The organism is Pseudomonas sp. zfem004 (assembly GCF_032621715.1).
GTDB classification, from domain to species: domain Bacteria; phylum Pseudomonadota; class Gammaproteobacteria; order Pseudomonadales; family Pseudomonadaceae; genus Aquipseudomonas; species Aquipseudomonas sichuanensis.
Genome location: NZ_JAVYJF010000034.1, coordinates 21,600 through 34,087, shown reverse-complemented (window position 1 = coordinate 34,087; position 12,488 = coordinate 21,600). Strand labels below are relative to the sequence as shown.

The 12,488-nt window shown below is 61.3% G+C and carries 12 protein-coding genes; 2 read left to right on the top strand and 10 right to left on the bottom strand.

What is annotated here, in order from left to right; genetic code table 11:
- Positions 1 to 464: 464 nt before the first annotated feature.
- The 10 genes from msrQ to mrcB form a co-directional block, all read right to left on the bottom strand.
- Positions 465 to 1,076: a protein-methionine-sulfoxide reductase heme-binding subunit MsrQ gene (gene msrQ / locus RTH46_RS24930; RefSeq protein ID WP_316906873.1), complete on the bottom strand. Its 612-nt coding sequence runs from the start codon at positions 1,074 to 1,076 to the stop codon at positions 465 to 467.
- The gene (msrP, locus tag RTH46_RS24925; protein ID WP_279847532.1) at positions 1,076 to 2,089 is read right to left on the bottom strand and encodes a protein-methionine-sulfoxide reductase catalytic subunit MsrP; all 1,014 of its coding nucleotides are present in this window, start codon (positions 2,087 to 2,089) and stop codon (positions 1,076 to 1,078) included. The genes msrQ and msrP overlap by 1 nt, the downstream gene beginning before the upstream one ends.
- A gap of 74 nt (positions 2,090 to 2,163) precedes the next feature.
- Positions 2,164 to 3,015, bottom strand: coding sequence for a CDP-diacylglycerol--serine O-phosphatidyltransferase (gene pssA, locus RTH46_RS24920; protein ID WP_110995968.1), 852 nt, complete (start codon positions 3,013 to 3,015; stop codon positions 2,164 to 2,166).
- Positions 3,016 to 3,167: 152 nt separating this feature from the next.
- Complete coding sequence (ilvC, locus tag RTH46_RS24915; RefSeq protein WP_125462571.1) at positions 3,168 to 4,184, bottom strand: ketol-acid reductoisomerase; 1,017 nt, start codon at positions 4,182 to 4,184, stop codon at positions 3,168 to 3,170.
- Positions 4,185 to 4,238: 54 nt separating this feature from the next.
- The gene (gene ilvN, locus RTH46_RS24910; protein WP_003250040.1) at positions 4,239 to 4,730 is read right to left on the bottom strand and encodes an acetolactate synthase small subunit; all 492 of its coding nucleotides are present in this window, start codon (positions 4,728 to 4,730) and stop codon (positions 4,239 to 4,241) included.
- A 1-nt stretch (position 4,731) separates the two neighbouring features.
- Positions 4,732 to 6,456: an acetolactate synthase 3 large subunit gene (locus tag RTH46_RS24905; protein WP_153784917.1), complete on the bottom strand. Its 1,725-nt coding sequence runs from the start codon at positions 6,454 to 6,456 to the stop codon at positions 4,732 to 4,734.
- A 193-nt stretch (positions 6,457 to 6,649) separates the two neighbouring features.
- The gene (locus RTH46_RS24900) at positions 6,650 to 6,817 is read right to left on the bottom strand and encodes a hypothetical protein (RefSeq protein WP_153784918.1); all 168 of its coding nucleotides are present in this window, start codon (positions 6,815 to 6,817) and stop codon (positions 6,650 to 6,652) included.
- Positions 6,818 to 6,863: 46 nt separating this feature from the next.
- Positions 6,864 to 7,196 carry a YqcC family protein gene (locus RTH46_RS24895; protein WP_316906872.1) on the bottom strand — a complete coding sequence of 111 codons (333 nt, stop codon included), beginning with the start codon at positions 7,194 to 7,196 and terminating at the stop codon, positions 6,864 to 6,866.
- On the bottom strand, positions 7,193 to 7,960 hold the full coding sequence (locus RTH46_RS24890; protein ID WP_316906871.1) for a tetratricopeptide repeat protein: 768 nt from the start codon (positions 7,958 to 7,960) through the stop codon (positions 7,193 to 7,195). The genes RTH46_RS24895 and RTH46_RS24890 overlap by 4 nt, the downstream gene beginning before the upstream one ends.
- Before the next feature lie 26 nt (positions 7,961 to 7,986).
- Positions 7,987 to 10,308, bottom strand: coding sequence for a penicillin-binding protein 1B (mrcB, locus tag RTH46_RS24885; RefSeq protein ID WP_316906870.1), 2,322 nt, complete (start codon positions 10,306 to 10,308; stop codon positions 7,987 to 7,989).
- Positions 10,309 to 10,425: 117 nt separating this feature from the next.
- Here mrcB and RTH46_RS24880 point away from each other — a divergent pair, with 117 nt between their 5' ends.
- The gene (locus RTH46_RS24880; RefSeq protein WP_316906869.1) at positions 10,426 to 11,988 is read left to right on the top strand and encodes an AAA family ATPase; all 1,563 of its coding nucleotides are present in this window, start codon (positions 10,426 to 10,428) and stop codon (positions 11,986 to 11,988) included.
- A gap of 99 nt (positions 11,989 to 12,087) precedes the next feature.
- Positions 12,088 to 12,435 carry a pentapeptide repeat-containing protein gene (locus RTH46_RS24875; protein ID WP_232884890.1) on the top strand — a complete coding sequence of 116 codons (348 nt, stop codon included), beginning with the start codon at positions 12,088 to 12,090 and terminating at the stop codon, positions 12,433 to 12,435.
- The last annotated feature ends 53 nt before the right edge of the window (positions 12,436 to 12,488 follow it).

Genomic DNA, 12,488 nt, shown 5'->3' with positions numbered 1-12,488 from the left:
GCTGATAATCTTGTTGACTATCAGTCCATACTCACAAGCACCCACACGAATTGCTTGATTCAATTTGTTAAAGAGCGTTTGGTTAAGAKCTTTTCGTCTCAACCGAGGCGCGCATTCTACGCTTTCCTCATTTGCTGTCAAGCGTTTATTTTGAAGNTTTTTTCCGAGAAACTCGTTTRGCTTCAACCGCTTAACTCGCTGCGATCTCTCGTAGCGGGAGGCGAATCATACAGCGTTACAACTTGCTGTCAACCACCTTTTTCACCGCTGCCGATCGTGAGACCGAAACGCTTCCGGAGCTTTCGAATCGCTTAACTCATTGAATTTCAAGGAGTTTTGCGTTCCGTTGTCGCTGGAAGTGGGGCGCATTATAAGGGGATCTGAAACCCCGTCAACCTTTAATTTCAAGAAACAGGAATATAGGAGAGTGAGCGTGTAAGAACGGCAAGATATTCAGCCCGCGTTCAGACGGTCCTCTTGCGCCCTCCCGCAAACCTGGGCACTCGCTTCGCCACCGCTGGAATTCGCAGCACCATCAGCAATACCCCTACCCCTGCATAAATGGCCCACTCCTTCAGATCTGAGCGCACGATCCACAAAAAATGCAGCAACCCCAACCCAAGAATCACATACACCAGCTTGTGCAGCTTCTTCCAACGCGCCCCTAGTCTTCGCTGACTGTAGCGATTGGAAGTGACCGCCAACGCCAGCAATCCAAGGAAACCCAACGCACCGACGATGATGTACGGCCGCTTGCGCAGCTCAAGCCCCAGCTGTCCCCAATCCAGGCCCAGGATGAAAACCATATAAGAAGTCATGTGCAGCACTATATAAGCAAAGCACCACAACCCCAGCTGCCGGCGCACCACGATCCAGCCCGACCACCCTGTCAATTTCTGCAGCGGCGTCATGCTCAAGGTAATCAATAGAAAGACCAGCGCCCCCAGCCCGAGCCGGTCCACCAGGATCTTGCCCGGATCTGGATCGAGCTGCCCCATCGCCGCCTGATACAGCCACCAGGCAGGAAACAGGCTGCCGAGCACAAAGATCGCCAATCGCAACCAGGGATAACGCATCAATAGTTCTTCCGCAGATCGAGCCCGGCGTACAACGACGCCACCTCATCAGCATAACCATTGAACATCTGCGTCTCCCGCACATTGGGGCTGAACAGACCGCTGGGCAAACGCCGCTCGCGGGCCTGGGTCCAGCGCGGGTGATCGACCGTCGGGTTGACGTTGGCATAGAAACCATATTCATCCGGCGCCAGCCCTTGCCAGGTGGTCTGCGGTTGCTCCGCCACCAGGCTGATGCGCACAATCGACTTGATGCTCTTGAAGCCATACTTCCAGGGCACCACCAGACGCAGTGGCGCACCGTTCTGGTTAGCCAACTCCCGGCCATACATGCCCACCGCCAGGATCGCCAACGGGTTCATCGCCTCATCCAGGCGCAGCCCTTCTACATAAGGCCAGTGGATCAGGGCAAAGCCGGAGCGCTGCCCAGGCATGCTCTTGGGGTCCTGCAGCGTTTCGAAACGGACATAGCGCGCCCTGGAAGTAGGCTCGACCTGCTTGAGCACTTGCGCAAGCGGAAAGCCCAACCACGGAATGACCATCGACCAGGCCTCTACGCAACGCAGCCGATAAATGCGTTCCTCGAGCTGATAGGGCTTCACGAAGTCTTCCAGCGCATAGCGCCCGGGCTTTGCCACCTCACCATCGACCACCAGGCTCCAGGGCTCAGTCTTCAGGCTGCCCGCATTGGCCGCAGGGTCGCCCTTGTCAGGCCCGAACTCATAGAAGTTGTTGTAGTGAGTGGCGTCCTTGAATGGTGTGATGGCCTCATCCTTAACGGTGACGGCCTGCCAGCGCGTGGCCCCCAGCTTTTCGGTGAACCACGCAGGCGCCGCTCCGGCTACGGCATCGGCATAACGCGATGGCTCTGCGGCCACCCCCAGACGCGGCAAAGCGCCCAGGGCCATGCCTGCCAAGGCGCCACCCAGCATGCTGCGACGGGAAAGGTAGATGTGTTCAGGGGTGATCTGTGCCGACGTGCAGTCGGATGATCGGGGGAGTTTGATGAGCATGACGGCTCCACAGTACGGGCAACTGATGTACCCGTAAGACTATGGAGCCGGCAGGTTATTCCACGATTAAATCTTCATGAGGTTTTACGACGACCGCGCAGCAGGTACTGCAGCGGGCCGGAAACCGCATAAGCGAGGAAGATCAGCAGCAGGATGCGGGGCGGGTCGCTGAACACCACAGCGAACACCAACACCACAGCCAGGATCGCAACAAAGGGCACACGACCCTTGAGATCCAGCTCCTTGAAGCTGTTGTACTTGATGTTGCTGACCATCAGCATGCCGGCAGCAGCCACCAGCAATGCCACCAGGAACGACAGCTTGGAACCCTGGATACCGAAATCGCTGAACGCCCACACAGTGCCGGCCACAACGCCAGCCGCGGCCGGGCTGGCCAAGCCGATGAAGTAGCGCTTGTCGGCGGTACCAACCTGGGTGTTGAAGCGTGCCAGGCGCAGTGCAGCACCGGCCACATAGATGAAGGCGACCATCCAGCCGACCTTGCCCATGTCACCCAGTGCCCAGCCGAAGGCCAACAAGGCCGGCGCCACACCAAAGGCGACCATGTCCGACAGCGAGTCGTACTCGGCACCGAAGGCGCTCTGGGTATTGGTCATACGCGCCACACGGCCATCGAGGCCGTCGAGCACCATGGCGACGAAGATCGCGATGGCGGCGAAGGCGAAATACTTGCTCGCTTCGCGCGGATCACCAGCACTCAGGGCGCTCTGCGCGCTCATCGAACTGATGATGGAATAGAAACCGGCAAACAGGTTGGCGGTGGTGAACAGGTTGGGCAGCAGGTAGATGCCGCGGTGACGGACCTTGCGGCCTTCGGCGTCATGCCCTTCTTCGACATGCTCATCGATCGGTAGCAGGCTTTCGGCGTCGGAGGGCTTGTTCGGCTCTTCGGGACGTTCGCTCATGAAAAGTACCTTGCAACTGGGGTGGAATATGTTCGACACGGGCTCGCGAAATGGGTTCTGACGGCGAGCCACTGGTCGCTTTATACCAGAAGCCGGCCGCGCAAACGAAAAAACGCGGCCGAAGCCGCGTTTTTCATTTAGCCAAGCAAGACTTAGTTCTTGCTCTTGTCGACGATCTTGTTGGCCGAGATCCACGGCATCATCGAACGCAGTTGCTCGCCGATGATTTCGATGCCGTGGGCGGCGTTGTTACGGCGCTTGGCGGTCATCGATGGGTAGTTGGTGGCACCTTCGCTGATGAACATCTTCGCGTATTCGCCGTCCTGGATGCGCTTCAGAGCGTTGCGCATGGCCTTGCGGGATTCTTCGTTGATGACTTCAGGGCCGGTGACGTACTCACCGTACTCGGCGTTGTTGGAGATCGAGTAGTTCATGTTGGCGATGCCGCCTTCGTACATGAGGTCAACGATCAGCTTCAGCTCGTGCAAGCACTCGAAGTAGGCCATTTCCGGGGCGTAGCCCGCTTCGACCAAGGTTTCGAAACCGGCTTTGACCAGCTCGACGGTACCGCCGCACAGAACAGCCTGCTCGCCGAACAGGTCGGTTTCAGTCTCGTCCTTGAAGGTGGTTTCGATGATGCCGGTACGGCCGCCACCGACGCCAGCGGCGTAGGACAGGGCGACGTTCTTGGCATTGCCCGAAGCGTCCTGGTAGATAGCGATCAGGTCAGGGATGCCGCCGCCTTTGACGAACTCGGAGCGCACGGTGTGGCCCGGGGCCTTCGGCGCGATCATGATCACGTCGAGGTCGGCACGCGGAACGACCTGGTTGTAGTGGATCGAGAAGCCGTGGGAGAAGGCCAGGGTGGCGCCTTTCTTGATGTTCGGCTCGATCTCGTTCTTGTACAGCTGGCCCTGGAACTCGTCCGGGGTGAGGATCATGACCAGGTCGGCTGCAGCGACGGCGGTGGCCACGTCGGCTACTTTCAGGCCGTGGGCTTCTGCCTTGGCAACGGTGGCCGAGCCTTTACGCAGACCGACGGTGACGTCTACACCGGAGTCCTTCAGGTTGCACGCCTGAGCGTGGCCCTGGGAGCCGTAACCGATGATGGCGACTTTCTTGCCCTGGATGATGGAAAGGTCGCAGTCTTTATCGTAGAAAACTTTCATGAAATACCCCTGGTTATATCTCGGCCCCTGCGGAGCCATCGCTAATTTTTGAAGTTAGATGCTGAGCACTTTGTCGCCACGGGCAATGCCGGTGACGCCACTGCGCACGGTTTCGAGAATCGATGCGGTGCCGATGGCCTGGATGAAGCTGTCCAGTTTGTCGCTGGTGCCGCTCAGCTGCACGGTGTACACGCTGGCGGTCACATCGACGATCTGGCCACGGAAGATATCCGTGGTGCGCTTGATCTCGGCACGCTGGGCACCGGTGGCCTTGACCTTGACCAACATCAGTTCGCGCTCGATGTGAGCGCTTTCCGACAGGTCGACCAGCTTGACCACTTCGACCAGCTTGTTCAGGTTCTTGGTGATCTGTTCGATCACTTCATCATGGCCGACGGTGGTCAACGTCAGACGCGACAGGGTCGGGTCTTCGGTCGGCGCCACGGTCAGGCTTTCGATGTTGTAGTTGCGCTGGGAGAACAGGCCGACCACGCGAGACAAGGCACCGGGTTCGTTTTCCAGCAGCAGGGAAATGATGTGCCGCATATCAGGTACGCTCCGTCTTGCTCAGCCACATGTCACGCATCGAGCCATCCTTGATCTGCATCGGATAGACGTGCTCGGTACGGTCGATCGCGATGTCGATGAAGACCAGGCGGTCCTTCATGGCAAACGCTTCTTCCAGCTTCGGCTTGAGGTCCTTCAGGCTGGTGATGCGGATACCCACATGACCATAGGCCTCGGCCAGCTTGACGAAATCAGGCAGCGACTCGACATAGGAGTGCGAGTGGCGGCCGTTGTAGGCCATGTCCTGCCACTGGCGGACCATGCCCAACACACCGTTGTTCATGTTGACGATCTTCACCGGCAGGCCGTACTGCATGCAGGTGGACAGCTCCTGGATGTTCATCTGGATGCTGCCTTCACCAGTGACGCAGGCCACGTCATGGTCCGGGAAGTTGAGCTTGATGCCCATGGCCGCCGGGAAACCGAAGCCCATGGTGCCCAGGCCACCGGAGTTGATCCAGCGGTTGGGTTTGTTGAAGCGGTAGTACTGCGCCGCGAACATCTGGTGCTGGCCCACGTCGGAGGTGACGAAGGCATCGCCCTTGGTCACTTCGCACAGCGTCTCGATGACCTGTTGCGGCTTGATGACGTTGCCGTCGCCCTTGTCGTAAGGGAACAGGCCACCGTCGCCACGCCATTCGTCGATCTGCTTCCACCAGGCATCCAGCGCCGCCTTGTCAGGCTGCTCGCCGATTTCCTTGAGGATGCCGAGCATTTCGTTGAGCACGCTTTCGACCGGGCCGACGATCGGCACGTCGGCCTTGATCATCTTCGAGATCGACGCCGGGTCGATGTCGATGTGGATGATCTTGGCGTTCGGGCAGAACTTGGCCGGGCCGTTGACCACACGGTCGTCGAAACGCACGCCGACAGCGAAGATCACATCGGCATTGTGCATCGCCAGGTTGGCGGTGTAGCTGCCGTGCATGCCGAGCATGCCGACGAACTGGCGGTCGGTACCCGGGAAGCCACCGAGGCCCATGAGGGTGTTGGTGACCGGCAGGTTCAGCGACTTGGCGATTTCGGTGAGGGCTTCGGAGCCGCCGCCGAGGATGACGCCGCCGCCGGAGTAGACGATCGGGCGCTTGGCCGCCAGGAGCATTTCGGCTGCCTTGCGGATCTGGCCGGAGTGACCACGTACAGCCGGGCTATACGAACGCAGCTTGACCTTTTTCGGGTAGATGTACTCGAACTTCTCAGCCGGGTTGGTCATATCTTTTGGAATGTCGACCACGACCGGGCCGGGACGGCCGGATTGCGCAAGATAGAAAGCTTTTTTCAGGACTTCCGGGATTTCCGAAGCATGCTTGACCATGAAGCTGTGCTTCACGATCGGCCGGGAAATACCGATCATGTCGGTTTCCTGGAAGGCATCGGTGCCGACCATGGTGCTGGGCACCTGGCCAGACAGGATGACCATCGGAATGGAATCCATGTAGGCGGTGGCAATGCCGGTGATGGCATTGGTCGCGCCTGGGCCGGAAGTCACCAGTACCACGCCGGCCTTGCCGGTGGCACGGGCGTAACCGTCCGCCATATGGGTGGCAGCCTGTTCGTGACGGACCAGGATGTGCTGGACTTCCGGTTCCTTGAACAGAGCATCGTAAACATGAAGGAGAGCACCGCCAGGGTACCCGTAGATGTGCTTAACGCCCTCGTCACGCAAGAAGCGGACGACCATCTCAGCGCCAGATAAAAGCTCCACGTTGTTCACCTCTAAAACGCCAGAATACCGTCCTCACTGGACGGGTCTTAATAGGTTTACTGCCAAGCAGAGCATGAGCGAACGTCAGCACTGACTGAGCAAGTATTGGGAATGCCCTGGTGTGTTGCGGGCTTTCCCACCCAGCGCGAGGTAACGCGTTGCGGGGTGTTACAAGTCGGCGCGGGTGTGCGCCTCATGATCTGCTTAGCGGGTCTGCTTCTGGCAGTCCCTCTACAGCGGAATCTGGATTCTTGTGATTTGGCGCCAACAAGTCAAGAAAAATTATTGCCAATTTTTCCGCAAGATGAATCGCCAGCACCACTAAAAAGGCGAGCAGCAGCAGAACAATAAAGATTTCCATAAAAAAGGGCCACAATCTGCGGCCCTTAAAGGAAAAAGAGAAGAAATCAGGCGGAAGGCGCGATCAATTGATCGAATTCTGCCAACAGGCGCCGTAGCGTGCGGCTTTGTTCCGGGCAATCGACAAACACCGTCTCGGCCATCACCAGGATGCCCGATGCATTCGGCAACGCGAGCCCATGCTCCAGGATCAGCTTCATGCGTGGCAGGAAGATCCACTGCAGCCACTGCTCGAAGCTCATGCTGTCCACCGCGAACGGCACCGTGCTGGCCAGCATCTCTTCGCTCGGCGTATCAGCGCTCCACCAGCCCTGGACCTTGAGCTCTTGCTCGATCAGCAGCAGATGGTCGGCGATATCGAGAATGCGCTGCTCCATCACAGGTTGACCCGCGCCTTCTGCCGCGCCAGTGCGGCACCGGCGCTGTCGCCTTGCTTCTCGCGGGCCTGGGCGATGGTGTTCCACAGCTGGGCCTGAAGGTCGGGGCGGCCGTTGGCGTAGGTCAGCGCGCGACGGGCCAGTTGCTCGGATTGCGCCGCGTCGCCTTGCGACAGGCGCACCTGGGCCAGGCGGAACAGCACCTGCGGCTCGCGCGGGGCGATGCGCTGGGCACGCTCCAGGCTCGAAGCGGCGCCGTTGAAGTCACCGCTGCCCTGCTGCTGCTGAGCAGTGGTCAGCAGCGCCAGCACCGGACCATCGAGTTGCTCGTCGGCGGACAGGCCACCGCTGTTGGCGCGCGGGATGCCGGTCGGCGCTTGAGTGGCCACCGAGGGGTTGCTCATCGAGGCGATGTCGAACGGCTCATCGGCCACCGGGTTGGGGTTGGTGGTGATGGGGCCGGTGCTGACCGGGCCCGGGGTGATCGGGCCACTGCTGACCGGGCCCGGCGTAATTGGCCCGGTGCTGATCGGCGCGCCGCCGGTCCCTTGCGGGATCATCACGGTGACGCCGCCTTCTTCGGGCAACGACTGCGCCTGGCTGCTGCCGCCACTGGTCGGGTAGGCCGAATTGCGCGTGGCCTGGACCCGCTCACTGTTGGAAACCCGGGTGCTCGAATCCACCACCGGGATGTTGCCACGCTGGACGCTGGAGCAGCCTTGCAGCACGGCTACCGCGGTCAAGGCAGGAATCCACCACTTCTTCACTTCACACCCTCTTCAAAAGCTCGTGCTCAATTCATCCACCCCTTGACCCAGTCCATGACCTGCTCGGCCGGGTTCTGTTCGCCACCACAGGTGGCGCCAGCGGGCGGTTCGCTGCCGCGAATATACGGCATCTGCACCGCTCCCGGACAGCTACCGTCGGAACCCTGGCCGCTGTAAGGGTCGATCCAGGCCTGCACCACGTTGTCCGGTTGCGGCATGTCCAGCGGCAGCGGGTCGGCCTTCTTCATAAAGCTGGTCCACACCTGCAGCGCGCCGGTGGCGCCGGTGAACGGCGTCTTGCCGTTGTCGTCGCGGCCCAGCCAGACCACGGCCAGCAGGTCCTGGCTGAAGCCCGAGAACCAACTGTCGCGCGAGTCGTTACTGGTGCCGGTCTTGCCCGCCAGCGTCAGCGAACTGGGCAGCACGCTATACACCGAACGCCCGGTACCTTCACGCATTACCCGCTGCATGGCGTTCTGCACCAGATAAATGGAACCGGGGTCGAAGGTTTGCTGGATCTGGAACGGGTAGCGCTTGAGCGGCTCGCCTTCGGCGGTGAGCACGCTGCGAATGCCGCGCATCGGTGTATTGAAGCCACCGTTGGCGATGGTCTGGTACATGGTCGCCACCTGCATCGGCGACATGCCGCCAGCGCCCAGCAGCATCGACGGGAACGCCGGCCAGTCGACCTGCACCCCCAGGCGGCCGATGGTCTTGATCACGTTCGGCACGCCCACTTCCAGGCCAAGCTTGGCGGTCGACAGGTTGTAGGAGTTGGCCAGGCCCTGGTACAGGTAGATGGTGCCATGCGGACGGCGATCGTAGTTCTGCGGGCGCCACACCTGGCCGTCGGCGCCTTTGACCGAGAACGGCTCGTCCTGTACCCGGGTGGTCAGGCTGTACTTGCTCGGCTGCTCAAGGGCGGTGAGGTAGACCGCCGGCTTGACCAGCGAGCCGATCGGCCGCACCGCGTCGATGGCACGGTTGAAGCCGGCAAAGCCCGACTGACGGCTACCGATCAGCGCCTGCACCTCGCCGGTTTCCGGGTTGGTGACGACCATCGCCGACTCCACCTCGTCGGCGCCCTTGCGTCCGGCCAAGCGCTTGAACGTCTCGCTCATGGCGGTTTCGGCCTTCATCTGCAGGATCGGGTCGAAACTGGTGAAGATGCGCAACCCTTCTTCGGTCAAGTCTTCGTCGCGGTAGTCCTGGCGCAGCTGGCGCTTGACCAGGTCGAGGAACGCCGGGAACGAGCTGTCGGCCAGGCTGCCGCGCTTGGTCACGCCCAGCGGCATCTTCTTCGCCGCATCGATCACGTCCTGGCTGGCCACGCCCTGCTCGGCCAGCAGGTCGAGCACCAGGTTGCGGCGCTGCAGGGCGCGCTCGGGGTAACGGCGCGGGTTGTAGTAGGACGGCCCCTTGACCATGCCCACCAGCAAGGCGATCTGGTGCAGCTTGAGCTCCTGCAGCGGCTGGCTGAAGAAGAACTGGCTGGCCAGACCGAAACCATGCACCGCGCGCTGGCCGTCCTGGCCGATGAACACTTCGTTCAGGTACGCCTCGAGGATCTCGCGCTTGTCGTAGTGCATCTCCAGCAGCACGGCCATCATGGCCTCGGTCAGCTTGCGGCTGAGGCTGCGCTCGTTGGTGAGGAAGAAGTTCTTCACCAACTGCTGGGTCAGGGTACTGCCGCCCTGGCGCATGGCGCCCGCGGAGGTGTTCACCCAGATGGCCCGGGCGATGGACTTGGGCGATACGCCGAAGTGGCTGTAGAAATCGCGGTCTTCCGTGGCGATCAGGGTCTCCAGCAGGTATGGCGGTAGCTGGTCGATCTTGATCAGGATGCGGTCTTCAAGATTCTTCGGGTAGATACCGCCGATCATCAGCGGCTCCAGGCGCACCACGTCGAGCTTGCCGCCGTTGGCACCGCTGAGCCCCGCAACGTAGTCACCGGAGAAACGCACACGCACGAACTGCGCCGGTTCCATGCCTTCATAGAACTGGAAGCCGCGGGTATTGAGGTCGACGTTGTTGCCATTTACCGACGCCGCGCCGGGGCCATTGGCTGCACTCTCGCGACGGTAGCCCAGGGCATCGAGCTCGGTGAGGAAGTCGTTCTTGCTCAGCTTCTGGCCGACGAACAGCTCCAGCGGCCGAGCGTACACCTTGGCCGGGATGGTCCAGCGCTTGCCGGAAAACTTCTCCTGCACAGTCGCATCGAGGTAGACCGCAAAGCCGGCGATCAGGACAAGGCCGACCAGGCTGAGCTTGAGTGCCCAGCCCAACCAGGTGCGCGCACGGCTGGTCGGTGGTTTTTTAGGGGGGCGGGAATTTCGGGTACGTGTCATGGCGGCGGAGTATACGCACTTTCAGAAAGGGAGGCAGGCGCCCACAGGCGGTTTGCAGGGACGTCACCATTGACCATAATGGCGCCTTCGAATTCCCTTACCCCGAAAGGATCACTTGTGAGCCAAGCCCTGATCAGCGCGCTGCAGAACCCTGCACTTTATCCGCACCCCGTCGAGGGCTTCCAGCTCATTGAAACGCACATTTCCTGGGTCCTGCTCACCGGTGAATTCGCCTACAAGATCAAGAAGCCCATGAACTTCGGCTTCCTCGACTTCACCGGCCTGGATCAGCGTGGGCATTTCTGCAACGAAGAACTGCGCCTGAACCAGCGCCTGACCGACGGCCTGTACCTGGAAGTGCTACCGATTACCGGCAGCGCCGAAGCCCCGCAACTGGGCGGCGCAGGCACGCCGATCGAGTACGCGCTGAAAATGCGCCAGTTCCCCCAGGGCCAGATGCTCAGCACCCTGCAGGCCAACGGTGAGCTGAACGCCGGCCACATCGACCAGATGGCCCGGCAGATTGCCGAGTTCCACCTGCAGGCCCCGAAAGTCGCCGTCGAGCACCCGCTGGGTACGCCTGAAGCCGTCATGGCCCCGGTGGAGCAGAATTTCGAGCAGATTCGCCCGTTCCTCAGCGACAAGGCCGACCTGCAGCAGCTCGACAACCTGCAAGCCTGGGCCCAGGACAGCTTCAAACGCCTGCACGGCCTGCTCGAGGCGCGCAAGGCCGACGGTTTCATCCGCGAATGCCACGGTGACATCCACCTGGGCAACGCCACCCTGATCGACGGCAAGGTGGTGATCTTCGACTGCATCGAGTTCAACGAGCCGTTCCGCCTGACCGATGTCTACGCCGATGTCAGCTTCCTCGCCATGGACCTCGAAGACCGCGGTCTCAAGTGCCTGTCGCGACGCTTCATCAGCCAGTACCTGGAGCTGACCGGCGACTACCAGGGCCTGGAGCTGCTGAACTTCTACAAGGCCTACCGTGCCCTGGTACGGGCCAAGGTCGCGCTGTTCAGCATGCCGGCCGACGCCGATGGCGTGCAGCGCGCCACCACACTGCGCACCTACCGCAACTACGCCAACCTGGCGGAAAGCTACAGCGCCATCCCGTCGCGCCTGCTGGCGATCACCCACGGTGTTTCGGCGGTAGGCAAAAGCCATGTGGCCATGCGTCTGGTCGAAGCGCTGGGCGCGGTGCGCGTGCGCTCCGATGTCGAACGCAAGCGCCTGTTCGGCGAGCAGCAGCAGGCGCAAGCCGGCCAGTTGCAGGCAGGGATCTATGACCAGCAGTCCAGCGCCGCGACCTACCAGCGCCTGCATACGCTCGCAGAAATCATCCTGCGTGCCGGCTTCCCGGTAGTGCTGGACGCCACTTACCTCAAGCACGACCAGCGCAAGGCCGCGGCACAGGTCGCCAGCGAGACCGGCGCTCCCTTCCTGATTCTCGACTGCCAGGCCCCCGAGGCCGTCATCGAGAGCTGGCTGGCGCAACGCCAGGCCGATAACCTGGACCCTTCGGATGCCACCCTCGAAGTCGTCAAGGCGCAGCAAGCCAGCCGCGAACCGCTCGATACCGAAGAACAGAAGCACAGCAAGCGCGTCGACACCCAGGAAAGCGCCAGCATGGACCAGCTGATCGAGCAGATCCGCCAGCACCTGCCAGGCCTTTGACCCTCCAGGCGTGAAGCAGTCGACAGTTCACGCCTGAAGTCCGGCGCCCCCTCAGTGATGTCATTACAATATCATCACACCCCACGAGGAGGCGCCGCCATGAACCAACCCCGGCAGCTGGACAATGTCCTGTACGCCCTGGTCCGCGACGAGAAGATCGCGACCTTCAACCGCGAAAAGCCAACGGACGCCCCCATCGATTTTCGCGGCGGCGATTTTCGTGGCCTGGACCTGCGCAACCTCGACGTACGCGGCATCGACTTCACCGATGCTTACTTTCGCGCCGCCGACCTGCGCGGACTGGACCTGCGGGAAACCGGCCTCGAAGGCGCAAGCATCGCCCATGCGCAGATCTCCGGCACTTACTTCCCCAGCGAACTGAGCGCTGACGAGATCCTCATGTCGCTCAAATTCGGTACGCGCCTGCGCTATCGAACCACGCGCTGAGCCTCGGCCAGGCGCCGCCCCGCCCCCCGGGGCGGCAACCGGTCGGGCCCCGA